Origin of the sequence: Roseovarius sp. EL26 (assembly GCF_900327775.1) — a bacterium.
Taxonomy (GTDB): Bacteria; Pseudomonadota; Alphaproteobacteria; order Rhodobacterales; family Rhodobacteraceae; genus Roseovarius.
Window position 1 is genome coordinate 1,021,412 of record NZ_OUMZ01000007.1, and the last position, 24,192, is coordinate 1,045,603.

At 53.7% G+C, this 24,192-nt stretch carries 18 protein-coding genes; 9 read left to right on the top strand and 9 right to left on the bottom strand.

Annotated features, from left to right (window positions below; translation table 11 throughout):
- Positions 1-93 precede the first annotated feature (93 nt).
- Positions 94-1,917 (top strand): translational GTPase TypA, encoded by a 1,824-nt coding sequence (gene typA / locus D9A02_RS12870; RefSeq protein WP_120501344.1) that lies wholly within the window; start codon positions 94-96, stop codon positions 1,915-1,917.
- Between the two features lie 7 nt (positions 1,918-1,924).
- Here the strand turns inward: typA and D9A02_RS12875 are convergent, their stop codons facing one another.
- From D9A02_RS12875 to recA, 4 genes are all read right to left on the bottom strand, one after another.
- Positions 1,925-2,398: an MOSC domain-containing protein gene (locus D9A02_RS12875; protein WP_120501345.1), complete on the bottom strand. Its 474-nt coding sequence runs from the start codon at positions 2,396-2,398 to the stop codon at positions 1,925-1,927.
- A complete protein-coding gene (locus tag D9A02_RS12880) occupies positions 2,398-2,685 on the bottom strand; it encodes a DUF1330 domain-containing protein (RefSeq protein WP_120501346.1) in 288 nt (95 codons plus the stop codon). Before D9A02_RS12880 ends, D9A02_RS12875 begins: the two co-directional genes overlap by 1 nt.
- 3 nt (positions 2,686-2,688) lie before the next feature.
- Complete coding sequence (gene alaS, locus D9A02_RS12885) at positions 2,689-5,349, bottom strand: alanine--tRNA ligase (protein ID WP_120502525.1); 2,661 nt, start codon at positions 5,347-5,349, stop codon at positions 2,689-2,691.
- A 129-nt stretch (positions 5,350-5,478) separates the two neighbouring features.
- Complete coding sequence (gene recA, locus D9A02_RS12890) at positions 5,479-6,558, bottom strand: recombinase RecA (RefSeq protein WP_120501347.1); 1,080 nt, start codon at positions 6,556-6,558, stop codon at positions 5,479-5,481.
- Positions 6,559-6,751: 193 nt separating this feature from the next.
- On the opposite strand from recA, the gene D9A02_RS12895 reads away from it, so the two are divergent.
- Positions 6,752-7,387, top strand: coding sequence for a sulfotransferase family 2 domain-containing protein (locus tag D9A02_RS12895; protein WP_120502526.1), 636 nt, complete (start codon positions 6,752-6,754; stop codon positions 7,385-7,387).
- Here the strand turns inward: D9A02_RS12895 and D9A02_RS12900 are convergent.
- The 3 genes from D9A02_RS12900 to guaB all read right to left on the bottom strand — a co-directional run bounded on the left by D9A02_RS12900 (position 7,377) and on the right by guaB (position 12,415).
- A complete protein-coding gene (locus tag D9A02_RS12900; RefSeq protein WP_254054630.1) occupies positions 7,377-9,716 on the bottom strand; it encodes an ATP-binding protein in 2,340 nt (779 codons plus the stop codon). The genes D9A02_RS12895 and D9A02_RS12900 overlap by 11 nt on opposite strands.
- A 93-nt stretch (positions 9,717-9,809) precedes the next feature.
- Positions 9,810-10,967 (bottom strand): RsmB/NOP family class I SAM-dependent RNA methyltransferase, encoded by a 1,158-nt coding sequence (locus tag D9A02_RS12905; RefSeq protein ID WP_120501349.1) that lies wholly within the window; start codon positions 10,965-10,967, stop codon positions 9,810-9,812.
- Positions 10,967-12,415, bottom strand: a complete 1,449-nt coding sequence (guaB, locus tag D9A02_RS12910) for an IMP dehydrogenase (RefSeq protein ID WP_120501350.1) — start codon at positions 12,413-12,415, stop codon at positions 10,967-10,969. Before guaB ends, D9A02_RS12905 begins: the two co-directional genes overlap by 1 nt.
- Before the next feature lie 471 nt (positions 12,416-12,886).
- Between guaB and D9A02_RS12920 the strand changes: the two genes are divergently transcribed.
- Positions 12,887-13,513 carry a J domain-containing protein gene (locus tag D9A02_RS12920; protein ID WP_120501352.1) on the top strand — a complete coding sequence of 209 codons (627 nt, stop codon included), beginning with the start codon at positions 12,887-12,889 and terminating at the stop codon, positions 13,511-13,513.
- A gap of 50 nt (positions 13,514-13,563) precedes the next feature.
- Here D9A02_RS12920 and D9A02_RS12925 read toward each other — a convergent pair whose 3' ends face one another.
- Entirely contained in the window at positions 13,564-15,036 is a 1,473-nt protein-coding gene (locus D9A02_RS12925; protein WP_254054631.1) for an arylsulfatase, read from the bottom strand.
- Positions 15,037-15,255: 219 nt separating this feature from the next.
- Between D9A02_RS12925 and D9A02_RS12930 the strand changes: the two genes are divergently transcribed.
- From D9A02_RS12930 to cobT, 3 genes are all read left to right on the top strand, one after another.
- A complete protein-coding gene (locus D9A02_RS12930) occupies positions 15,256-16,266 on the top strand; it encodes an AraC family transcriptional regulator (protein ID WP_120501354.1) in 1,011 nt (336 codons plus the stop codon).
- A gap of 243 nt (positions 16,267-16,509) precedes the next feature.
- On the top strand, positions 16,510-17,496 hold the full coding sequence (cobS, locus tag D9A02_RS12935; RefSeq protein WP_120501355.1) for a cobaltochelatase subunit CobS: 987 nt from the start codon (positions 16,510-16,512) through the stop codon (positions 17,494-17,496).
- Positions 17,497-17,569: 73 nt separating this feature from the next.
- Positions 17,570-19,447: a cobaltochelatase subunit CobT gene (gene cobT, locus D9A02_RS12940; protein WP_120501356.1), complete on the top strand. Its 1,878-nt coding sequence runs from the start codon at positions 17,570-17,572 to the stop codon at positions 19,445-19,447.
- A 116-nt stretch (positions 19,448-19,563) separates the two neighbouring features.
- Here cobT and D9A02_RS12945 read toward each other — a convergent pair whose 3' ends face one another.
- Positions 19,564-20,346 carry a hypothetical protein gene (locus tag D9A02_RS12945; protein ID WP_120501357.1) on the bottom strand — a complete coding sequence of 261 codons (783 nt, stop codon included), beginning with the start codon at positions 20,344-20,346 and terminating at the stop codon, positions 19,564-19,566.
- 283 nt (positions 20,347-20,629) lie between these two features.
- On the opposite strand from D9A02_RS12945, the gene D9A02_RS12950 reads away from it, so the two are divergent.
- The 3 genes from D9A02_RS12950 to D9A02_RS12960 are packed head-to-tail and all read left to right on the top strand — an operon-like array spanning position 20,630 to position 24,144.
- A complete protein-coding gene (locus D9A02_RS12950) occupies positions 20,630-22,432 on the top strand; it encodes an aminopeptidase P family protein (RefSeq protein ID WP_120501358.1) in 1,803 nt (600 codons plus the stop codon).
- Positions 22,433-22,488: 56 nt separating this feature from the next.
- Positions 22,489-22,830: a DUF427 domain-containing protein gene (locus D9A02_RS12955; RefSeq protein WP_120501359.1), complete on the top strand. Its 342-nt coding sequence runs from the start codon at positions 22,489-22,491 to the stop codon at positions 22,828-22,830.
- Between the two features lie 9 nt (positions 22,831-22,839).
- A complete protein-coding gene (locus tag D9A02_RS12960) occupies positions 22,840-24,144 on the top strand; it encodes an FAD-dependent oxidoreductase (protein WP_120501360.1) in 1,305 nt (434 codons plus the stop codon).
- The last annotated feature ends 48 nt before the right edge of the window (positions 24,145-24,192 follow it).

The window sequence follows — 24,192 nt, forward strand, 5'->3', positions numbered from 1 at the left end:
ACGCAAAGCCGCCATGCATCAAGAATTGCCTCTGGCCTTTTCGTGCCTGCCCGTATAGGGCGCGGGGAAACTCAAATCAGGAAAGCTTTTCAGATGGATCTGCGCAACATCGCCATCATCGCTCACGTTGACCACGGCAAAACAACGCTGGTCGATGAGCTGCTCAAACAATCGGGTGCCTTTCGCGCCAATCAGGCCGTTGATGAACGCGCCATGGACAGCAATGATCTTGAACGCGAACGCGGGATCACCATCTTTGCCAAACCCACATCGGTGGAATGGAAAGGCACCCGTATCAACATCGTTGACACCCCCGGTCACGCCGATTTTGGTGGCGAGGTTGAGCGGATCTTGAGCATGGTTGACGGTGTGGTTCTGCTGGTTGACGCAGCCGAAGGCCCGATGCCACAAACCAAGTTTGTAACCTCCAAGGCGCTTGCTCTGGGTCTGCGCCCTATTGTGGTTCTCAACAAGGTCGACAAACCCGATGCCGAGCCTGATCGCGCATTGGACGAGTGTTTTGACCTGTTCGCCAGCCTCGACGCTAACGATGATCAGCTTGACTTCCCACACATGTATGCCTCAGGCCGTTCCGGCTGGGCCGACCACGAGCTTGACGGTCCTCGCTCTGATCTGTCTGCAATGTTCGACCTGATCGTTAATCACGTCCCTGCCCCCAAGCAGCTGAACCGTGTTGACGAAGATTTCCGCATGCTGGCAACCACTTTGGGTTCTGACCCGTTTGTGGGCCGTATCCTGACGGGCCGCGTTGAATCCGGTCGTCTCAAGGTTGGCGCCACAGTTCAGGCGTTGTCGCGCGTTGGTCAAAAAATTGAACAATTCCGCGTCACCAAAATCCAAGCCTTCCGCGGTCTGCAAACCCAAGACATTGAAGAGGCAACCGCCGGTGACATCGTCAGCCTTGCCGGCATGTCAAAATCAACCGTGGCCGATACCATCTGCGCCTTGGCAGTAGACGTTCCGCTGGAAGCGCAGCCAATTGACCCGCCAACCATTACGGTCACTTTCGGTATCAACGACAGCCCACTGGCCGGCCGCGAAGGCAAAAAGGTGCAATCGCGGGTTATTCGTGAACGCCTAATGAAAGAAGCGGAATCAAACGTCGCCATTCGCATCACCGATACCCCAGGTGGCGAAGCTTTTGAGGTCGCCGGTCGCGGTGAACTTCAGATGGGCGTTTTGATCGAAAACATGCGCCGCGAAGGCTTTGAGCTGTCAATCTCGCGCCCTCAGGTTCTGCTGCGTGACGGCGAAGATGGCAAAAAGCTAGAGCCAATTGAAGAAGTCACCGTCGACGTCGATGACGAGTACTCCGGTGCCGTGATCGAAAAGCTGACCAGCACACGCAAGGGTGAACTGACTGAGATGAAACCAGCTGGGGCTGGCAAAACCCGCATCATGGCGTTGGTACCCTCACGTGGCCTGATTGGCTATCACGGCGAGTTTCTGACCGATACCCGTGGTACTGGCGTTCTGAACCGTGTGTTCCATTCTTGGGCCCCGCATAAGGGTGCAATTCCTGGCCGTCGCGCTGGCGTTCTGATTTCGATGGAAAACGGTGAATCCGTGGCCTACGCCCTGTGGAACCTGGAAGATCGCGGCAAGATGTTCATTGGCGCACAAGCCAAGATCTACACGGGCATGATCATTGGTGAGCATTCACGCGAAAACGATCTCGAGGTGAACCCGCTCAAAGGCAAGAAACTGACTAACGTTCGCGCCTCCGGCACCGACGAAGCAGTTCGCCTGACCACACCAATCACCCTGTCGCTGGAAGAGGCCATCGCCTACATCGACAACGATGAGCTGGTCGAGGTCACACCGGAATCGATCCGCCTGCGTAAGCGTTATCTTGACCCACATGAGCGTAAGCGCAACGCCAAGTCTCTGTCATAAGGCAGGCTTAATCGCGGATTACTTCCAGCGTATCCCCAATCGCGATGCGCCCGGGTTTCAAAATCTGGGCGCACCACCCTCCATGCCCGCGCATGGCGTTATAGCCACCTTTGCCAAGGGCTGCCTCCATCCGGGAACACGGTGCGCAAGGTGCGGTAAATTCAATCTCGCATGGTCCAAGTCGCAACCTGTTGTGGCGCAGCGCTGTCAGATTGATACCGCTGATCACGACATTACGGCGCAACACCTCTGGCAAAATCACTTCATGCCCACAAAGCGCTGCAATCACCGGGAAATGCTCTGCTTGAATTAACGTAAGGGCGCGCTTACCCGGCCGCGCATGATCCCCGGCCAAGCCATCCAATTCAACGTTAGCGTTCTCAACCGATCGTAAATCGGCCTTGCGTTCAGATCGCAAGCCAATCCATTCAATGCGCCCCGGTGCCGAATGCGTTTTTAGCAATTCAGCAAAGCCCTGCATTATTCTGTCGTTTCCACGATCAACAATTCACGCTCGGATGCATCGCGCGCATGGCTTAACGCCTCTTGGTACTCTGCACTGTGATAGCAGGTTTCCGCGGCTTCAACGCTAGGAAACTTGGCCACAACATTGCGCGGACGCTCTTTGCCTTCCAGCTGGACGTAACGCCCGGCACGGGCAATAAAATACCCCCCGTGCTTTTCAATAGCAGGCCCCGCTAGCTTGGCGTATTTGCCATAAGACTCATCGTCGGTCACCGTGACATGTGCAATCCAAAGTGCTGGCATCTGTTATCCCTCCAATACCGCTTCGGCCGCTTTGATCGCAGCCTCAGCATTGCTGGCATCCCGGCCACCGCCTTGTGCCATATCCGGGCGGCCTCCGCCCCCTTTGCCACCCAGCTCGGGCGTCACGGCGCGCACCAGGTCCACGGCCGACACTTTGTCGGTCATGTCTTTGGTCACACCAGCCGCCACAGCCGCTTTGCCATCTGCATCCGCAATCAACAACACCGCGCCTGATCCCAGACGGTTCTTGTGCTCGTCAATCAGCGCGGGCAGATCCCTGCCAGACACGCCGCTCAATACTTGTGACAAGAACTGCACGCCATTGATTTCGCGCGCCTCAGGGCCTGCCGCCTGACCGGCTCCGCCAGCCATAGCCAGCTCGCGTCGTAACTGCGCAACCTCGTTGCTCAGGGCCTTGCGCTCGTCGCTCATTGCTTTGATCCGGTCTGCCAGTTCCTCAGGCTTGGCTTTCAGGTCTGCCGCAATTTCCGAGACCCGCCGTGCCTGTGCACTCAGATGCGCAAAACCAGACTCGCCTGTCAATGCCTCGATCCGGCGCACACCTGAACTGGATGCACTTTCCCCGACCAACGCAAAAACACCGATATCACCGGTCTGACGCACATGCGTACCACCACAGAGTTCGATCGAATAAGTCTGACCGTCCATCCCCTTGCCTGAAGACGCATCAGTGCCCATCGACACCACACGCACTTCGTCGCCGTATTTTTCACCAAAGAGTGCCTGCGCCCCAAGATCGCGTGCGTCATCAGGCGTCATAATCCGCGTCTCGACCGGTGTGTTCTGGCGAATATAGGCGTTTACTTCGGTTTCAACTCGTCTCAGTTCTTCAGCGCTCATCGCCTTGGAATGGCTGAAATCGAACCTCAAACGGTCCGCCGCATTCAACGATCCTCGCTGCGCCACGTGTTCGCCCAATGCCCCGCGCAGGGCCTCATGCAACAAGTGCGCCGCCGAGTGGTTCGCCCGGATTGCCGTGCGGCGGGCGTGGCCAACTTCTAATTGAGCCGCCTGCCCTTTGGTAATGTCGCCCTCAATCACCTCGCCAATGTGAATGAACACGCCCGCGGTTTTTTTGGTGTCAGTGACCTGAACCCGGCCCGTTTCTGTTTTCAACTCGCCATTGTCGCCAACCTGTCCACCAGATTCGGCATAAAAAGGAGTCTGGTTCAGGATGACCTGCACTTTTTCACCTTTCGCAGCGGCATCGGTTGTGGCCCCGTCTTGCACAAGGGTCAGAATTTGACCTTCAGCTACCTCAGTGTCGTAGCCAAGGAAATCGGTCGTGCCATTCTCTTCTGCAATATCAAACCAGATTGTGGCATCCGCCGCCTCACCAGATCCGGACCAGGCCGCGCGTGCCTTGGCTTTTTGCTCGGCCATAGCCGCATCAAAACCATCTGTGTCGACTTCACGGCCCTGCTCGCGCAGCGCATCCTGTGTCAAATCAAGCGGAAAACCATAGGTGTCATAGAGCTTAAAGGCCGTTTGCCCCGGCAATGCAGCACCTTCGCCTAAGCCATCCAGCTCATCATCCAACAGTCGCAAGCCCCGCTCAAGCGTTTGTTTAAACCTGGTTTCTTCCAACAGCAGCGTTTCTTCAATCATCGCCTGCGCACGGCCCAACTCAGAATACGCCGCGCCCATTTGGGCCACCAGAGAAGGAACCAATCGATACATGACCGGGTCTTTTGCACCCAGCAGATGCGCATGCCGCATTGCCCGGCGCATGATCCGGCGAAGAACGTACCCACGTCCGTCATTCGATGGCATCACCCCATCCGCAATCAAGAAAGAGGTTGATCGCAAGTGATCTGCAATCACACGGTGATGTACGTTCTGATCCCCATAAGGGTCTACATTGGTGGCATTGGCCGACGCCTCGATCAGCGCCTTGAACAGATCCGTGTCATAGTTGTCATGGCTGCCTTGCAGCAAAGCACCAATCCGTTCCAACCCCATGCCGGTATCGATCGACTGCATGTCCAACGCCTTCATCGATCCATCTTCGAATTGTTCGTTTTGCATGAAAACAACGTTCCAGATCTCAATGAACCGGTCGCCATCTTCCTCGGCTGAGCCCGGAGGACCGCCCCAGATGTGATCGCCGTGATCATAAAAAATCTCGGTGCATGGACCGCATGGCCCTGTGGGGCCCATTTGCCAAAAATTGTCACTGGTTGCGATGCGAATGATCCGGTCCTCTGGCACGCCCAATTTCTTCCAGATCTCAAACGCCTCATCATCAGTGTGATATACTGTGGTCAGCAGGCGGTTTTTATCGATTCCAAATTCTTTGGTGATCAGTTCCCAAGCAAAAGGGATCGCCTCATTCTTGAAATAATCTCCGAATGAAAAATTCCCCAGCATTTCAAAAAAAGTATGGTGACGCGCCGTATAGCCAACGTTGTCCAGATCGTTGTGTTTACCACCGGCGCGGACGCATTTTTGCGACGTTGTGGCGCGGGTGTAATCACGGGTTTCAACACCGGTGAACAGGTTTTTGAATTGTACCATCCCTGAGTTGACGAACATCAGCGTTGGGTCATTGCGCGGTACCAGCGGCGAGCTGTCCACGATCTGGTGACCGTTTTTGTCAAAGTAATTCAGAAATGTGGAACGAATTTCATTCAGCGTCGGCATCAGTGTCTCTTTTCGGGCTTCAGGGCGCAGGGCGTCCTGCATGATTTAGCCGCGCTGCAGCGTCATGTCTACAACAAGAAAACCCGGGCCATTACAGCCCGGGTTCCAAAATCTCTGTCACGTACAGACTTACGCCTCGAGGATGTCATCCTCATCTTTACTGGGCATCTCGGGCATATCGAAATCCAGACCATGTGCAGCCCTGATTTTATCTTCGATCTCAAGCGCGGTGCGGGTGTTTTCCTTGAGGAAGTTTTTCGCGTTTTCGCGGCCCTGACCGATACGCTCGTCACCGTAACTGAACCAGCTGCCGGATTTATCGACAACGCCAGCTTTGACACCCAGATCCAGCAGTTCGCCCATCTTGGAAATACCTTCGCCATACATGATATCAAACTCGACCTGTTTGAACGGCGGTGCCACTTTGTTCTTAACCACTTTCACGCGTGTCGCATTGCCAACCACCTCATCACGGTCTTTGATCGCGCCAATACGGCGGATATCCAGACGGACCGAGCTGTAGAATTTCAATGCGTTACCACCGGTTGTGGTTTCAGGGCTGCCGAACATCACACCAATTTTCATCCGGATTTGGTTGATGAACACAACTGTGCATTTGCTACGGCTGATTGATCCGGTCAATTTGCGCATCGCTTGGCTCATCAGGCGGGCCTGAACACCAACGTTGCTGTCGCCCATGTCGCCTTCCAACTCGGATTTCGGTGTCAACGCCGCAACCGAATCGACAACAACCATGCTGACTGCGCCAGAGCGCACCAAGGTATCAACGATTTCCAGCGACTGCTCACCTGTGTCGGGTTGCGAGATCAACAATTCATCCAGATCGACGCCCAATTTCTTGGCATAGCCCGGATCCAGCGCATGTTCGGCATCAACAAAGGCACAAACACCGCCTTTTTTCTGCTCTTCTGCGATGCAGTGCAGGGTCAGCGTGGTTTTACCAGAACTTTCCGGGCCATAAATCTCAACAATCCGGCCTTTAGGCAGACCACCAATACCCAAGGCAATATCCAGCCCCAGAGAACCGGTCGATGTCGCCTCAATATCCTGCGCAGGATTATCCGCGCCCAGTTTCATGATCGAGCCCTTGCCAAACTGCCGTTCAATCTGCGCCAAAGCGCTATCGAGCGCCTTTTGCTTGTCTGCGTTCTTCTTGCTGTCCATTGATAAAAGATCTGCCGTTGCCATTATTTCACTTCCTTATTCCATACCCTGCCGCAAGCGGCAATCGCTGCAATTGTTCCCGTCTTGTTCTTTTTCTTATGTGGACAAAATGAGAACATTGCAAGAAAATTGTTTGTATCTTCACTTTTACCCAGAACAGTTAAAGAGTAGTTTAAATTATACGGACCCAATCACCGGCCTAAAAGGAATCCCGAAATTGCTTGTGTTTTCAAAGGCGAAGCTCGTTTTTTTATCCGCACCAAAAACCGGCAGCACAGCTTATCAAGCCGCCCTTGCACCTCTCGCAGCACTCGTTGTTCACGACCCGCCAGAACTGAAACATTCCCCGGTTTTTCGCTACAATCGGTTTTTCCGCCCCATGCTGGAAAAATTTGTTGGCGAAGATTTCGAGATTCTTGCCGTCATGCGCGAACCTATCGACTGGCTCGGAAGCTGGTATCGCTATCGCCAACGTCCGGATTGCGCAGGCTTACCATCCAGCACGCAAGGCATCACATTTGATACCTTCGTTGACGCCTATACACGTGGTGAACAACCTGCCTATGCTAACGTGGGATCCCAATCAAAATTTCTGGAACCACAGCGCAATGGAACCGCTGTCACCCATCTTTTTCGCTACGACGATCAAGCCGGTCTGCACAGTTTCCTTGAAAATCGGCTTGGAACATCCTTCACCACAACAGCCCACAACGTTTCACCAGCTGGCGACTTAACTCTATCGGAAAAAACCCGACATAAGTTCGAACGTAAATGCGCCGCGGATCTCGCACTATGGAATGGTATTGGATCAAATGGCCACTATCATCCCCTGCCCTCACGCCCTAAGCCCTAAGCCCTGAGCTGATTAACAGACGTTGTTGATGCAATTGCTGACCCACAACATCGGTGAGCTCAACCAGAGAAAACGGCTTTTGTAAAAACACAGAATGGGCAATGCGTGATTGTTTATCACCAAAGGAATCTTCGGCGTATCCAGAAACAAAGACCGTCGTGGTTTGCGGGCGTGCAAGCAGGGCTTTACGCACCCATGTCGGCCCATCAATCCCCGGCATGATCACATCAGTAACGAACACATCGATATGCAAGTTTGCATCTTGCAACACAGTTAACGCCTTTTCACCAGATTCCGCCTCGATCACGGTGAAACCACGCATCTGTAATGCACGGCAGGCAAAGGCACGAACCGGGGCTTCATCCTCGACCAGCAGCACAACGCCGCCAGTAACGTGGCTTTCCTCAGGCGCAGCCACAATGTCCTCTTGGATAATATTTTCCCGGTCATATGCAGGTAACAACAGGGTAAATGTTGTGCCGCACCCAAGTTGACTGTCCACAAATATGAACCCACCGGTTTGTTTGATAATCCCGTAAGCCATCGACAAGCCCAACCCAGTGCCCTCGCCAGTGCGTTTGGTGGTAAAAAACGGCTCAAAAACCTTCTGGATTTTGCCAGGGGTGATCCCGCACCCTTCATCCGTGACCTTGACCCGTACATACCGCCCCGGTGCTATAACCGCGCGATCACGTTCCATTGGCTGATCAAGAACAAGATTGGCGGTCTCAATGACGATCTCACCTCCGTCAGGCATTGCATCGCGCGCATTCACCACCAAGTTCATCAACACTTGTTCCAGCTGTCTTTGGTCTGCACGAATGGCCCAAAGGTCCTGCGCATGTGATAGTGACACTGATACCGTTTCCCCGACCAAGCGGTTCAAAAGATGCGCGAGATCTGACAGTGTTTCACGCATTTCGATCACTTTGGGTTTCAATGTTTGCTTGCGTGAAAACGCCAGCAATTGGTTAACCAAAGCCGCAGCACGATTGGCATTTTGACTGATCTGCATCAGGTCCGCATATTCGGTTTCTTCCGCATCATGACGCAAAAGCAACAAGTCGCAATGGCCTGTTATCGCGGTTAATAAGTTATTGAAATCATGTGCAACACCGCCAGCCAACTGGCCGATGGCTTGCATTTTTTGACTTTGCATAAATTGTGCTTCCAGCGACTTTAATTCTGTCGCGTCATTCAAAACCGCAATGAGACGCGCGCCCTCAGGTTCATTAACCCTGTTCAAAGCAACCTGAATAAACACTTCTTGCTCATCGTCTCTTAGCCTAAGAAACTCGGAATGTGTCCCGCCTCGCCCCGCGATGGCATCCTCCAGCCAATCCACGATCGAGCGCCCCAAACCCTCCAGCAGATCTTCCAGCATCATTCCCGGTTTTGCCGGATTTCCCAACAATCGGCGCGCCGAATAATTTATCAATACGATTTCACCATCAGGCTCCAGTTTAAGTAAGGGAACAGGCAGATCTTCAAAAAAAGCCCACCCATTTCCCTGATCGGCCGCAATATCCGGTTTAGGATACAAAAATAGCCGACGATGACCTTCCGGCACATCATTTTGGTCTATAAAGGCCAGACAGGGCACCACATCATTTGCTGTATGGACATCATGATATTGCCCAGAAACGAAAGGCAAGTTGTCGCAAATCTGATCAAGTCCTAACACGTTGTTTCCAAGCAATGTAATTGCAGCGAAATTCATAGATAGAACGTCATTTCTTGCCCCAATCAACAAGGCTGGTATTGGAAACGTATCACCCAAAATGCCCGACTCGGAATACGCTTCATCAAGTCGCCAAGAATAGAAACCCTGCCCAACATGAGAAACATACAAGTGCAATGTTCTACCCGGGTTTTTTATTTTGTCGTTCGCGGTTCCATATGACAGGGCTTGTTGATGCAGATGTTTCACAATGCCCGCAGGATCTGCACAATAGTCTTGTAAGATCGACGTCATCATACCCGACAAGGTTTCGCCAAATGAGATTTCTGCTGCAGCGTTGGTTTCTACAATTTCGCCATTTTGTAATGTCAACACACTGGGCAATGGATCGGCTTGGCTGATCTGGTTCATCAGTCGCCTGAAGCGACGGCGTTGCCAACCTTTTTCTAAACGCAACACACACAGGATAGAGGCACATAAGAGGCATAAAACTCCAGCGGATAGCACCGTCAACTTCGGCGCGCCGGGCAGCATTACCAAACCCGCCGCTATGAGCCCCGTTGCCGCGACAACGATTACCCAAGTTCCAGCGCCCAAGCGCAGTGCCATATGGGAAACGGGCACAATTACCGATGAATGCAAAGCCAAACCAAGCCCCTGATGCGAAACCTCAGAGACAGTCTGCGTTGCAAAACCTTAATTGATGGTTACCAAAAGATAAATTGTACGGCGAAACCCCATTTACCCGTCCGCCCGCTGCAAACAAGTCAGGAAAAACCCATCCCCCTCAGGGTGAACTGGCCAACGGGTCTGTTGCGTCACACTCCAACCGTCATTGCGCTGCAAGAAATTAGTGATCTGGTTTTCATTTTCCTGATTCAGAACTGAACATGTTGCATAGGCCAATACCCCATTGGGGCTTACCATACTTGCAGCCATCCCCAGTATTTCTGCCTGCACATTAATCAGATCACCCAGATGCGCTGACGTGAACCGCCATTTCGCATCAGGGGCACGCCTCCAAGTTCCGCTACCAGAACACGGCACATCACACAGCACCAAATCAAACTGCCGACCCTGTAACTGCTCTGTATCCAGAACCTGCACAGCAACGCCAGCGCGCTCGGCCCGAATGGGAAGATCGCGCAAGCGGGCGGGGTTCGCATCATGGGCGAAATACTGCGCCTTGACCCGCGCGGCCATGGCCAGGGTTTTACCACCACCGCCAGCGCAATAATCCAGCACCCGCATATCCGGCTCCAAAGGCAAAAGGTCCATCGCCGCCTGACTAGAGCCATCCTGCAATTCAACCAACCCATCTCGATAGGCGCTTGATCCGGCAACGCGCCGCGCGCCCTCTACTACGATCAAAGCCGTTGGCGACATCGACGATTCCCGCACAACAATGCCTTCGGGTGCTAAGGACTCAATCACGGCACCGACCTCTGCTTTAATCAGATTAAGGCGCAAAGAGACCGGCGCACGCTGCCCCAGATACTGAACTGTCTGATCGAACTCTGCGCCAAGTGCGGCCTGCATGTGCGACACAATCCAATCTGGAAGGTCAATGGCATGTTCTGTTTCTGGCTGGTTGCTTTCTGCTGCATCCAGTGCTTCAGGCGCATATCCCGCACCGGTGAACACCTCTTCCAGATCTATGCCCTGCAACCGCAACGAACCAATCATAAGCTGCCGTCCGGACGTGCCTCCACCTTGCATGGCACAGCTATTTTTCTGGCGCAGCACATCAAAAACATGGTCTCGTACTGCCGAACGATCCTTTGATCCGGCAAACCGGCTACGTCGCGCCCAGCCCGTCAGTACCTTTTCAGCCGGTGTCCCGGACTGGATCTCGTCCAGCAATTCAATTGCGGTCTGAACTCGCGCGGCGGGTGTCATCAGCCAACTCGGTAATTTGGTGCTTCGCGGGTGATCTGCACGTCATGCACATGGCTTTCCTTCAGCCCCGCCCCTGTGATGCGCACGAAATTGCAATTCTGGCGCATTTCAGCCACGGTGGCGCAGCCGGTATAACCCATAGCTGCGCGCAGTCCACCAACCAGCTGATGTACAACAGTTCCGGCAGCACCTTTGTAAGGCACCTGCCCTTCAATCCCTTCGGGCACGAGCTTGTCACTGGCGGCGTCCTTCTGGAAATACCGATCAGCCGAGCCACGCGCCATGGCACCTAGACTGCCCATGCCGCGATACGCCTTGAAGGAGCGGCCCTGATACAAGATCACCTCGCCGGGGCTCTCATCAGTGCCCGCCAACATGGAACCAACCATGGAACACGACGCGCCCGCGGCAATCGCCTTTGCAAAATCTCCAGAGAACTTGATGCCACCATCGGCAATGACCGGTGTATCCTTTGCCGCTTTGGCGCAATCCATAATCGCAGTCAGCTGTGGGACACCAACCCCTGCCACCATCCGTGTGGTACAGATCGAACCGGGCCCGATACCGACCTTGATGGCATCCGCGCCCGCATCGATCAACGCTCGAGTGGCTTCGCCTGTGGCGACGTTTCCGGCAATCACCTGCACTTGATTGGAGAGCGCTTTGACCCGGCGCACGGCATCGATCACACCTGCAGAATGGCCATGCGCAGTATCAATCACCACGATATCCACCCCGGCATCGATCAAAGCCTCAGAGCGTTCAAAACCGCTATCCCCGACAGAGCTGGCAGCAGCCACGCGCAAACGACCCAGATCATCCTTGCAAGCGGTTGGGTTCAACACGGCTTGTTCTGTGTCTTTCAGCGTCAGCAACCCAGTCAATTTGCCTGCGGCATCGACCACCAGCAGTTTCTCGATCCGGCGCGCCTTCATCAGACTTTTGGCTTCTTCCAGCTCAGCCGGTTCGCGCATCATTGCCAGGTTGTCGCTGGTCATCATTACCGAGACCGGCGTGTTGTCATCAGTGGCAAAGCGCATATCGCGATTGGTCACAATCCCCACAACCCGACCATCGTGATCCACCACAGGGAAGCCCGTCACGCGGTAGCGTTCTTGTAACGCTTTGGCATCCGCCAATGTCTGATCTGCTGTCAGGGTGATCGGGTTATAAACCACACCGGATTCAAACCGTTTGACCCGGCGCACTTGCTGAGCCTGCTCGTCTGTGGTGAGGTTCTTGTGAATGACCCCCATACCACCTGCTTGCGCCATGGCAATGGCCATACGTGCTTCGGTCACCGTATCCATGGCCGAACTCAAAAGTGGGATATTTAGGTCAATACTCGCTGTTACGCGGGTCCGGGTATCTGCCGTATTCGGCAATACGCTGGACTCAGCAGGAACAAGCAAAACATCATCGAAGGTCAGCGCCTCACGAATCTCCATATCATCATCTCCATGGGCAGATCGTTTGACGCCTCCCTATTTCACGAATCTGAGCTGGGGAAAAGCCAATTCGTGCCTTACCAAGTGCGGCAAAAAAAGCCACCATAGCCAAAGCATTCAACAAACGCGGAAAACCATAGTCTCGCTAAGATACAAAGGCGACAGGTTAGGCCCACCATTTTTGATATTTTGACTTTAAGGCAGCGCCGGTTGTGGTAAATTTACTGGGCGATGCCAAGAACAGCCCGAACAGCCGCAGTAATGATTAAATCTATGGCGGCATCAGCACCGCATACGCTTGGCAATCTGACCTCTGGCATGATTGTCGTTAAGTGAATCGCGTCAAATTGCACTGATTTGACGGCTGAGTTTTCATCATTTTTTCGCTTATCACAACTTTTTCGCATTACACTCCTTTTCTTCGCCGCGTTTTATTCTAAAATCTGGCCTCCGACTCGCAGAGGTGTGCCCATGGCTAAGAATGATCCCTTCGGTTTTGACATGTCTGTCTCAACAGCAAAAAAGAAAAACCCGCGTGGCCGCCGCGGCATGTCCGGCGAATCCACAACCTCAACCCGCCAGTGTGAGCACGAAGGCTGTACCGAGGATGGTAAGTACCGTGCCCCCAAAGCGCCCGACGTGCTGGATGAATTTTTTTGGTTCTGCAAGGATCACATTCGCGAATATAACCTGAAATGGAATTTCTTCGACGGCACGACCGAGGCCGAGATGAACGCCCAGATGTCCAAGGATAAGGTTTGGGAACGCGAAACCAAATCCTTTGCCAATCCCGAGGCGCGCGCATGGGCGCGTCTGGGTATTGAAGACGCACATCAGGTACTGGGTGGCAACGCCACACAAAACCCCGGCAAAACCCGTGGCGGCAATTCCCGCAAGCTACCCCCGACCGAGCGCCGCGCAATCGACATTCTGCAAGCCGAGGACACCTGGTCCAAGGCCGAGATTCGCAAAGCATATAAAAAGCTGATCAAAGTCCTCCACCCCGACATGAACGGCGGCGACCGCTCTCAAGAAGAACAGCTACAAGAAGCCGTCTGGGCCTGGGATCAGATCAAACAAAGCAAGAGCTTTAAATAGGAAAAAGGCGCCAAATCTGGCGCCTTTCTCATTTCAAGAAGCTCTCATCGCTAACCGCCTTGGTTGCTCTGCAACGTTGACAAAACCTGATCAATTGAAAAGCTGGCCGGCTTCTGACGCGGTGGATAATCTTGGAACGTGCTTAAGAATTTGCCGACAAAAGCCTGCGCAGGCACCAAAAGATATAGACGCTCTAGCCGCCAAGCAGCGTATCCTGCAGCTTCTTCCGGGGCCCGCTCAAAGGGATCACTATATAAATCAAGGATCTTTGGCAGGCGTAAAAACGTCAACGGCTCTTCCCAGACGTCAAAGCCTTCTGCGCGCTGCTCTGCAAAGACCACTTTCCAACGGTTGTAACGCAGGTTCACCAGATCTCCACCATCCGAAAAGTAAAAGAACTCTCTGCGTGGCCCCTCCTCGGTCTCACCCGAAAAGAACGGCAGGAAATTATATCCGTCCAAATGCACCTTGCTGTTGTCTTCACCAAATTGCGGTCCTTCCAACATCTTCTCTTTCATATCCGGATCGCCCAACGCGGCCATGAAGGTTGGAAACCAGTCCAGATGGCTGATGATTTCGCTGGTTCTGCTGCCAGCATCGATAACTCCCGGCCACTTGAGCATCATTGGAACGCGGTAACCGCCTTCCCAATTATCGTTCTTTTCGCCGCGGAATGGTGTTGTACCACCGTCTGGCCAACTAAACACCTCTGCCCCGTTATCCGTGGAATACATCACAACGGTATTGTCGGCTATACCCAGCTCTTCAAGCTTATCAAGTAACTCACCCACCATGCCATCATGTTCCACCATACCGTCCGGATATACCCCCAGACCTGTCACTCCCTGACTTTCTTCTTTGAGATGGGTGTTGATGTGCATACGAGTCGAATTATACCATAGAAAGAAAGGCTTATCCTGAGAGGTTGCGCGATCCATAAAATCAAGCGCACCAGCGGTCACCTCTTCGTCAATGGTTTCCATACGCTTACGATTCAGCGGCCCAGTATCTTCGATTGCACCATCTGAAGATGAGCGAATGACCCCACGGGGCCCAAACTTCTCCTTAAATTCTGGATCCTTGGGATAATCGACACTCTCCGGCTCTTCTTCCGCATTTAAATGATAAAGATTGCCAAAAAATTCATCAAATCCGTGGTTTGTAGGTAGATGTTCATCACGATCCCCCAGATGATTTTTCCCATACTGGCCAGTCATGTAACCTTTAGACTTCATGTATTCTGCGATCGTTGGATCTTTCTCAGACATCCCTTCTTTTGCGCCTGGAAGGCCAACTTTGAGCAGCCCAGTTCGAAACCCACTTTGGCCGGTTACAAACGAGGCGCGCCCCGCGGTGCAGGATTGTTCGCCGTAGGCATGACTAAACAACATGCCATCACTTGCGATCCGGTCGATGTTGGGGGTCTCATACCCCATCATACCCTGATTATAAGCACTAATGTTCCACATCCCGATGTCATCACCCCAAATCACTAGGAAATTCATCGGCTTATCCTGTGCCATAGCTGCATCCGAAAGCCCGAATATCGCACCCCCGCAAGTCAACCCAACATATAAAACCTGCCTTAGTCTCATCACAAATTCCTTTTTCGAATTACCTGGCCTCATCGAAAAGGCCAAAGCGCTTGACCCATTTGATGCCTATCGACAGTATAAATCCCCAAAGGGGGTGCGCTTGTCATTTCCTGTCAGCACAAGGGGTATCGCTTGGCGTTTGTTCCTATGACCAAGGCAACTGGGCTCGGTCCGTTGCCAGTACTTCTCGAAAAAAGAGCAGGCTTTGGCCCCTTAAGAAAGGTGTTTGAAGCCAATGCTGTACCGCTCGGCGTTATAGAAGACAGGCAAACGGCGATCCCTTTGCGTTCTATGTGCGGCCTGTTTGACATGGCCGCCCTAAGCGCCGGGGATCGATGCTTTGGCCTTGATGTGGGGCAAAACATGTCCCCCAAGGAATTTGGCTTATGGCTCCAGTATTGCGCCCAAGGCCGAACTCTATCTGAAGCATTACAACGCGCCAGTCGCACGTCGAACAGTCAGCAAACCGGCAGCCGATTGTTCCTGCATCAACAAGGTGAACGGTCCGCATGGTGCTACAAACGCCCGCCTGACAGCGCCTTTGGCCCACATCATACGGACCATCTGGTTGGGGCAATGACACGGTTTCTGCGCCACTATCTGGGCGCAGCTTGGCAACCAATAAGAATTGATCTGGACTACCCAAAAGATCCTGATGCATCCCGCCTTGCTGCCGCACTAGAGAGCCCTGCCTTTTTTGCGCAGCCTTGTCTGGCGCTTTGGTTTAATACCTCCAGCCTATGCAATGCATCAATAGCCCCTCCTCAGGCCAGAAATCCGCTGACCTACGAAATGATTGCCGCTTCGACGCACAACGATAAACCAAACGATCCGATTGCATCTATTCAGCAAATCATCACCATGCGCCTGCTGGACAATCTGTCTGATATTGACGGCGTCGCCCAGCACTGCGGGTTAGGCGTGCAAGGCCTGCAACGGCTTTTACGCAAACATGGACTGACCTATCGGCAATTGCGAAATCAGGTGATTATGACGCGCGCTCAAAACCTGCTCATTGAAAGCCATCTATCAGTTACACAAATTGCTGTATCACTTGGCTATTCCGACCACGCCAACTTCACCCGTGCCTTTCGTAAACACAGCCAATTAAGCCCATCCCAATACCGCCGTCAAAATGATTTGGACCTTTGTTTGTGATCACTAGACACATCAAAAAGGCTGTTTAATCCCTGCTTTGACTGCACAAACAAGCATAGATCTGCCTAAAGTCACTCATTTTGACCACGCCTATTTGACCTAACCATTTTAAAAGCCTTTCAATCTGGCCTTATAAAACTCCTGATCATATGATCAGGAAATCCCGTCATTCCCCTTGTCCTTTTGGTCAATTTGTTGCACCACATTCTGAATTGCCGACACATGATTTGAGAAGGGTCTGAAATGGCTGACGGAAACCTGGATATGAACGCAAAACCGAACGAAGAGATTTCCGTCCGCGACGTGTTTGGAATAGATACGGATATGACGATCAAAGGCTTTGCTGAGCCCTCAGATCGCGTGCCAGAGATCGACAGCACTTATAAATTTGACCCAGATACCACCCTCGCGATTTTGGCCGGCTTTTCGCATAACCGCCGCGTCATGGTTCAGGGCTATCACGGCACGGGCAAGTCCACCCATATCGAACAAGTCGCTGCCCGCCTGAACTGGCCCTGTGTCCGCGTGAACCTTGACAGCCACATCAGCCGGATCGACCTGATCGGCAAAGACGCTATCAAACTGCGCGACGGCAAGCAGGTCACCGAATTCCACGAGGGCATCCTGCCTTGGGCCCTGCGCAACCCTGTGGCTATCGTGTTCGATGAATATGATGCCGGTCGCGCTGACGTGATGTTCGTGATCCAGCGTGTTCTGGAAACCGACGGCAAACTGACCCTGATGGATCAAAACGAGATCATCACGCCGAACCCGAACTTCCGTCTGTTCGCCACCGCCAACACAGTTGGTCTGGGTGACACCACCGGGCTGTATCACGGCACCCAACAAATCAACCAGGCCCAGATGGACCGTTGGTCACTGGTCGCCACGCTGAACTACCTCAGCCACGACGCCGAAACCAATATCGTGCTGTCCAAGGCGCCTTTGTTCAACACCGCCGAAGGCCGCGACACCATCAGCCAGATGGTTACCGTTGCCGATCTGACGCGGACGGCGTTTATGAATGGCGATCTGTCGACTGTGATGAGCCCACGAACCGTGATCAACTGGGCGCAAAACAGCCACATCTTCCGCGATGTCGGCTATGCCTTCCGCCTCAGCTTCCTCAACAAATGTGACGAGCTGGAACGTCAGACCGTGGCCGAGTTCTATCAGCGTTGCTTTGACGAAGAACTGCCCGAAAGCGCTGCCAGCATGAGCCTGGGGTGATGTCAGCAGGGAATAGGATGACCTCTAAAGATCCTATTCCCAGACTTGTATACCTGATGGAACGGATCCGACCATGAGAAAACCATCTGATAGCCCTGCTGATCCGTTCAAGAAAGCCCTTGCTGAGGCCACCAAAGTAATGGCCGACAACAGTGAGTTGAAGATCACCTATACCGTTGATCCGTCAGGCGTGTCCGGCGATGCGATGCGCTTGCCTCAGGTTAGCCGCCGGATGAGCCGTGATGAGGTCCTGCAAGCACGCGGCACCGCGGATGCGCTTGCCCTGAAACACAAATATCACAACAACAAGCTAGACGCCCGCTATTCTCCTCCCGGTGAAATGGCGCGAGAGCTTTATGATGCCATGGAAACTGCGCGTTGTGAGGCGCTGGGCGCACGTCATATGCCCGGCACTGCAGGCAACATCGATGCCAAAATCGGCGCCGAGGCGCAACGCCGTGGCTATGATCAGATCCGCGAGGCCTCGGATGCGCCATTGCCTGTGGCCGCTGGCTATCTGATCCGCCATCTGGCCACAGGGCGTGATCTGCCACCCGCTGCGCAAAACGTGATGGAGCTGTGGCAAGGTTTCATCGAAGATCAGGCCGGCGGAACACTTGAAGATCTGCAAGCAAAGCTTTCAGATCAAAGTGAATTTGCCAAATTTGCACGCCAGATTATCGATGATCTGGGTTACGGTGATCAATTGGGCGATGATCCCGACGCGCTGGATGAAGACCAACAAGACGAGGCCGAAGAAGACAGCGAAGATCAAGAAGATCCTGATAGCACCGGTGAAGACCAAGGCGAGGAAGAAGAATCCGACGCCGACCCAGAGCAAAGTCAGGAAGAACAGCAAGACCAGTCTCAGGCGCAGGTCAGCCTCGACGAGATGGCTGAACAGGAAGACGGTGAAGAGCAGGAATTGCCAGAAGGCGAAGCCCCGCTCGAGCCACCTGCACCGCAGAATATCTCGGATGCTGATCCTGAATATAACGTCTACACCACTGAATTCGATGAAGAAATTCACGCAATCGACTTGGCAGAGCAAGCCGAGCTGGAACGCCTGCGTGCCTATCTGGATCAACAACTTGAGCCCCTCAAAGGTGCTGTCAGTCGACTGGCCAACAAATTACAACGTCGCCTACAAGCCCAGCAAAACCGCAGTTGGGAATTCGATCTGGAAGAGGGCACGCTTGATGCGGGCCGTCTGGCGCGAGTTGTCGCCAACCCGACCACGCCACTCAGCTTCAAGGTCGAAAAAGACACCGAATTCCGCGACACCGTCGTGACCCTTTTGCTAGACAACTCTGGTTCTATGCGCGGCCGCCCGATCTCGATCGCTGCAATCTGCGCCGATGTTCTGGCTCGCACGCTGGAACGCTGCAACGTCAAGGTCGAGATCCTTGGCTTCACCACTCGTGCGTGGAAAGGTGGCCAAAGCCGTGAAAACTGGCTCAATGAGGGTCGCCCACAGCTGCCCGGGCGCCTGAATGATCTGCGCCATATCATCTATAAATCGGCTGACGCCCCGATGCGGCGCAACCGCGCCAATCTGGGTCTGATGATGAAAGAAGGCCTGCTCAAAGAAAACATCGATGGCGAAGCGCTCGAATGGGCCCACCGCCGTACCGTTGCCCGTCAGGAGGCCCGAAAGATCCTGATGGTGATCTCGGATGGTGCCCCGGTGGACGATAGCACTTTGTCCGTTAACCCCGCAAATTACTTGGAAAAGCACCTGCGCGACGTCATCGCCATGGTCGAAAAACGCAAGCAGGTTGAACTGCTGGCCATCGGCATCGGTCATGACGTGACGCGCTATTATCAACGTGCGGTCACCATCACAGATGCCGAACAACTGGCCGGCGCGATGACCGAACAATTGGCCGCCCTGTTTGACAACGACCCCCGCGCCCGCGCTCGTGTGATGGGGATGCGGCGCGCGATTTAGCCAAGGCGAGCCAATCCTTCACGTGCGCTATGCGGGACTTTGCTGCCATTGATTTGATGGGGGTGTTTGGCCAATCACCCGCAAACGGTTAGCACATGCAAGGCCATACTGGCTTACTATTCTACACGATGAACTACCCAAACATTTGGCTCCACGTATCGCCCGACGTTTTGATCAGTATCAATTTCAATTGGATTAAGGGCGCCGGGAACAACATAGCTACCCGATCCGGGAAATTTCTGACCTGTCCAGCTTTCCCAGTCGGAAATGGTTCCGGGGATGCTCATTGATTTGTGACACACATTGATTGTTTCACCACCCAAACGTTGATGAACTCGCAGCCAACCGTCAAAGGGATGCCCCGCCGGAGTCGTCCATTTGATGTATTGATCCATGGGGATCAGCGGGTAATTTTGTTTATCGTTAGGTCGAATGGGCAGCACAACGTACTCAAGTCCCGCTCGTTTTGCGTGTTCAACCATCTCATTTGCTGCTGATATGCTGAGTTTCTGCCCACGGAACGATTTTCCAACAACGACTTGCAGGCCCATCAACGCGTTTGGTGGCGTTCCATTTTCATGATCCAGCACCGATTTCTCTACACCCCAATCCACACCTCTATCAGGCAATTTGGTTAGATCACCTTCGACGCAAAGGGGAACCATATTAACAACCGCAGCAATTTGATCCTCGATCACGAGAGAAAGTTGATCGTTAGAAAAATAGCTCATCATCTTGTCCCAGTTTGCTATTGCAACCGGATCATGAACCATGAACTCAGGCCATGCTGAGCCACCTACGTTTTGATGTTCATCAAAAAGTTCAGGACGTTCTAATAATGTGAAAATAGTGTAATTTTTGCTTGCGTGGCGCGCAGCCGAATTGGAATCGGAAGACATGATTGTTCTCCTGTGAGCATAGTAAAAGATTCAGATTTTGCTCAGTTGAACTTCATGTACCCGGTTATCCTATCCAGTTTTCAGACATTGAATTGCTATCAAATTCCAGTTCAAATTGCAATTTGACTTGGTACCTAAGGGTTCAAAGCTGGTATTGAATCGAAACATCAACCATGAGTAAGGCCTTAAATCCTCTGCTAATTTCATACTTCAGCACCATCTCCTCTGGACATTTCTCCAACGCCTCAGCACGGTATCCCCAACACAGACCAAGAGGATCAGCATGTTCCAAAACTTCCATGACACCGCCAGCCCTCAACAAGGCCCTCCTCGTCTGGCGCAACTCCGCGAAGAGATGGTCAAGGATGGCCTCGGCGGATTCATGATCCCGCGCGCGGATGCCCATCAGGGTGAATATGTCGCGGCCTGTGATGAACGTCTGGCCTATCTGACCGGCTTTACAGGCTCCGCCGGGTTTTGCATCGCGCTGGCAGACATTGCCGGTATCTTTATTGACGGGCGTTACACCGTACAGGTCAAGATGCAAGTCGATGAGGATCATTTCACCCCCGTCGACTGGCCTGAGAACCTGCCCGCCGATTGGTTGCGCTCGCAAATGCCCAATGGTGGCGTCCTGGGTTACGATCCTCTGCACTACACGCCGTCGCAGATCAAAGCGATTGAGAAAGGGCTTGAAAGCAGCGCCATCAGCCTGAAACCGCATGACAATCTGATTGACCGCATTTGGACCGATCAGCCCGCACCGCCCCAAGGCAAAGTTTCAGTTTACCCAGATGAATTTGCCGGCGACTCCCACGAAGACAAACGTGCCCGCCTCGCGACTGATCTCAAAACCGCGGGTCAAGAATCCGCCATTCTCACCCTGCCCGACTCCATCGCATGGCTTTTGAATATCCGGGGGTGTGATATCCCCCGCAATCCCGTGGCCCATGCCTTTGCCATCCTGCACGACACCGGCCACCTCACGCTCTTTATCGAAGACGCAAAACTTGACGACACGGTTAAAACCCACCTCGGTGCGGACATCACCATTCGCCCGCCCCACGCCTTTGGCCCTGCCCTGCGCAGCCTGACCGGTCCTGTGCGATTGGATGACACCAGCGCCCCGCTGTGGATCGTGCAAGAGCTGGAAGCCTCAGAGGTGCCTTACGCGTTTGCACCCGATCCCTGCGTTCTGCCCAAGGCATGCAAAACTGAGGCCGAGATCAACGCCACCCGGACGGCACATCTACGCGATGGTGCGGCGGTCTGTGAATTTTTATGCTGGTTTGACGCACAGCCCCCAGACACAATCTCCGAGATCGACGTGGTCACCAAGATCGAAGGTTGTCGCGCCGCAACTGGCAAGCTGCTGGATATCAGTTTTGATACCATCGCCGGCACCGGCCCGCATGGGGCAATGTCGCATTACCGGGTCAGCCACAGCTCAAACCGCACCTTGCAAGACGGCGAATTACTGGTGCTGGATGGCGGCGGGCAATATCTGGATGGCACCACCGACATCACCCGCACATTGCCAGTGGGCAAAGTCGGTGACGATGAAAAACAGGCTTTTACCCGTGTCCTGCAAGGCATGATCGCCATTTCCCGCCTGCGCTTCCCTGTTGGGCTCGCGGGCCGTGATCTCGACGCCATTGCGCGTTATCCACTGTGGCTGGTTGATCAGGACTACAATCACGGTACTGGCCACGGCGTCGGTGTGCATCTTTGCGTGCACGAAGGGCCACAACGTCTGTCCAAGGTTAGCCATGTCCCGTTTGAACCCGGTATGATCGTCTCAAATGAGCCGGGCTATTACCGCGAGGGTGCCTTTGGCATCCGCATCGAAAACCTGGTGGTGGTCACAGCCGCCGATCTGCTGCCCGGCGGCGATCAAACCGGCAAGCTGTGTTTTGAGACACTTAATTTTGTGCCCATCGACAAGCGACTGATCAAAGTAGAAATGCTCAGCGGGCCCGAGCGGGACTGGCTCAACGCATACCACCGCACCTGCCGCGACAAGATCACGCCTCTGCTGGACCAAGAAACTCAGCTATGGCTGGAACAAGCGACCCAGCCCGTGTAATACAGTTCTGTTACAAAAAACGGCGATAATAAATAAGACCAACAAAGGGAATGAACATGTCAGAGATCACGATCAGAAAAGCAGCAGGCACATGGACCGTCCGCGCAGGTGGTGCCGTTCTGGCAGAAAGCAAAAACGCGCTTGAGCTGTCTGAGGCTGGCCATGACGATGTGATTTACTTCCCGCGCTCTGATATCGCCATGGCGTTTCTTGATGACAGCGAACGCACCAGCTTTTGCCCACGCAAAGGCGATGCCAGCTATTATTCCATCGTCACCAAAAGCAAAACCATAGACAACGCCGGTTGGAGCTACGAGGCCCCAACTGACGCAGCAGAGCCGATCAAAGGTCATTTGGCGTTCTATTCCAATGACGACGTAACGGTTGAACGGGTCTAACCCCCACCCATGAACGAACGTATCGAACACACTGATGTTCTGGTCATTGGCGGCGGCACCGCCGGCTTTGGCGCGGCTGTTGCCGCCGGGCGCCAAAGTCTGGATGTCACCTTGCTTGAAGCCACCAGCAAAGTCGGTGGTGTCATGGCCTTTTGCCCCGGCATGCCTTGGGGCGCGGCCTATCCAGTAGGCCGGATCATCGGTGGATTAATGCAGGAACTGACCGAGCGGCTAGAGGCCATGACGCCTCCCGCTGCGGAAAAACGCCCCTGTACGCTTGAGAATTTCGGGCCTGAGATCATCTATGACCACGACATCGCCACCCTGACGATGTTCGAAATGCTCGAAGAGGCTGGCGTCAAAACCCGCCTGAATGCGGCCGCCTCCGCCCCTGACATGTCAGGCAACCAGATCGCCGCAGTCCAATGCTATGATCGCAACGGACCGTTTACCATCGAGCCCAAAATCGTGATCGATTGCTCCGGGGATGGCGACATTTCCGCCAAGGCGGGCGTGCCTTACACGCTGGGTGACGCTAGCGGCAACATGATGGGCGTGACGATTTCATTTATGATGATTGGCGTCGATTGGGGCCGCGCTTTTTCAGATCCTGACCCATATTTCACAAAATATGCCAGTACAGGCATCGCCGAGGGGCGTCTGCACCCTGATCTGTCCCAGCTTTACCTGATGAAAGCCTTTCACAAGGGGAACGTGTTTTGCAACTCGGTCCACATTCGCGGCGTTGATGGCACCGATCCGGTCGCCGTCGGCAAGGCCGCACAAGAAGGTCGCCGCCGCTGCCATCAACTTGCACAATTTCTGCGATCTGATGTGCCGGGGTTCGAGAATGCCCATATGTCAATGCTTTCACCCACCGTCGGTGTCCGCGAAACCCGCAAGCTCGAAGCGATTTACCGCATCACGGCACAAGACCTCGCCCGCGCCCGCAAGTTCGAAGACGGCATCGTCTGCTGCGACAACCCGATCGATGACGTCATGCGCGGTGACGATGACATGACCCACGAGGCCATCGTTGATTACGGCTCCTATTATACCATTCCCTTCCGCTCCCTTGTCCCTGAGGCCATCACCAACCTGATGTTCGCCGGTCGCATCATCTGCGCTGACCCAGTAGCCTTTGCCTCAGTGCGCGGCATGCCGCAATGCATCGCCATGGGCCAAGCCACCGGCACCGCTGCAGCACAGGCTATCTCTGAAAACCACACGGTTCAAAACGTCGACACCCAAGACCTGATCGCTGCCCTGACAAAACAAGGTATCAACGGCCTTGGGCAATCTCGCCTGAATTAACCCGTTGATCCGTTCATTTCATCTGACCATAAATATCTCCGGCGGAGA

Excerpts from the sequence above, each read along its gene's own strand:
- typA (WP_120501344.1), top strand. The coding sequence starts at position 94 with ATGGATCTGCGCAACATCGCCATCATCGCTCACGTTGACCACGGCAAA.
- D9A02_RS12875 (WP_120501345.1), bottom strand. The coding sequence starts at position 2,398 with ATGCAGGGCTTTGCTGAATTGCTAAAAACGCATTCGGCACCGGGGCGC.
- D9A02_RS12880 (WP_120501346.1), bottom strand. The coding sequence starts at position 2,685 with ATGCCAGCACTTTGGATTGCACATGTCACGGTGACCGACGATGAGTCT.
- alaS (WP_120502525.1), bottom strand. The coding sequence starts at position 5,349 with ATGCCGACGCTGAATGAAATTCGTTCCACATTTCTGAATTACTTTGAC.
- recA (WP_120501347.1), bottom strand. The coding sequence starts at position 6,558 with ATGGCAACGGCAGATCTTTTATCAATGGACAGCAAGAAGAACGCAGAC.
- D9A02_RS12905 (WP_120501349.1), bottom strand. The coding sequence starts at position 10,967 with ATGACACCCGCCGCGCGAGTTCAGACCGCAATTGAATTGCTGGACGAG.
- guaB (WP_120501350.1), bottom strand. The coding sequence starts at position 12,415 with ATGGAGATTCGTGAGGCGCTGACCTTCGATGATGTTTTGCTTGTTCCT.
- D9A02_RS12920 (WP_120501352.1), top strand. The coding sequence starts at position 12,887 with ATGGCTAAGAATGATCCCTTCGGTTTTGACATGTCTGTCTCAACAGCA.
- D9A02_RS12925 (WP_254054631.1), bottom strand. The coding sequence starts at position 15,036 with ATGGCACAGGATAAGCCGATGAATTTCCTAGTGATTTGGGGTGATGAC.
- D9A02_RS12930 (WP_120501354.1), top strand. The coding sequence starts at position 15,256 with ATGACCAAGGCAACTGGGCTCGGTCCGTTGCCAGTACTTCTCGAAAAA.
- cobS (WP_120501355.1), top strand. The coding sequence starts at position 16,510 with ATGGCTGACGGAAACCTGGATATGAACGCAAAACCGAACGAAGAGATT.
- cobT (WP_120501356.1), top strand. The coding sequence starts at position 17,570 with ATGAGAAAACCATCTGATAGCCCTGCTGATCCGTTCAAGAAAGCCCTT.
- D9A02_RS12945 (WP_120501357.1), bottom strand. The coding sequence starts at position 20,346 with ATGTCTTCCGATTCCAATTCGGCTGCGCGCCACGCAAGCAAAAATTAC.
- D9A02_RS12950 (WP_120501358.1), top strand. The coding sequence starts at position 20,630 with ATGTTCCAAAACTTCCATGACACCGCCAGCCCTCAACAAGGCCCTCCT.
- D9A02_RS12955 (WP_120501359.1), top strand. The coding sequence starts at position 22,489 with ATGTCAGAGATCACGATCAGAAAAGCAGCAGGCACATGGACCGTCCGC.
- D9A02_RS12960 (WP_120501360.1), top strand. The coding sequence starts at position 22,840 with ATGAACGAACGTATCGAACACACTGATGTTCTGGTCATTGGCGGCGGC.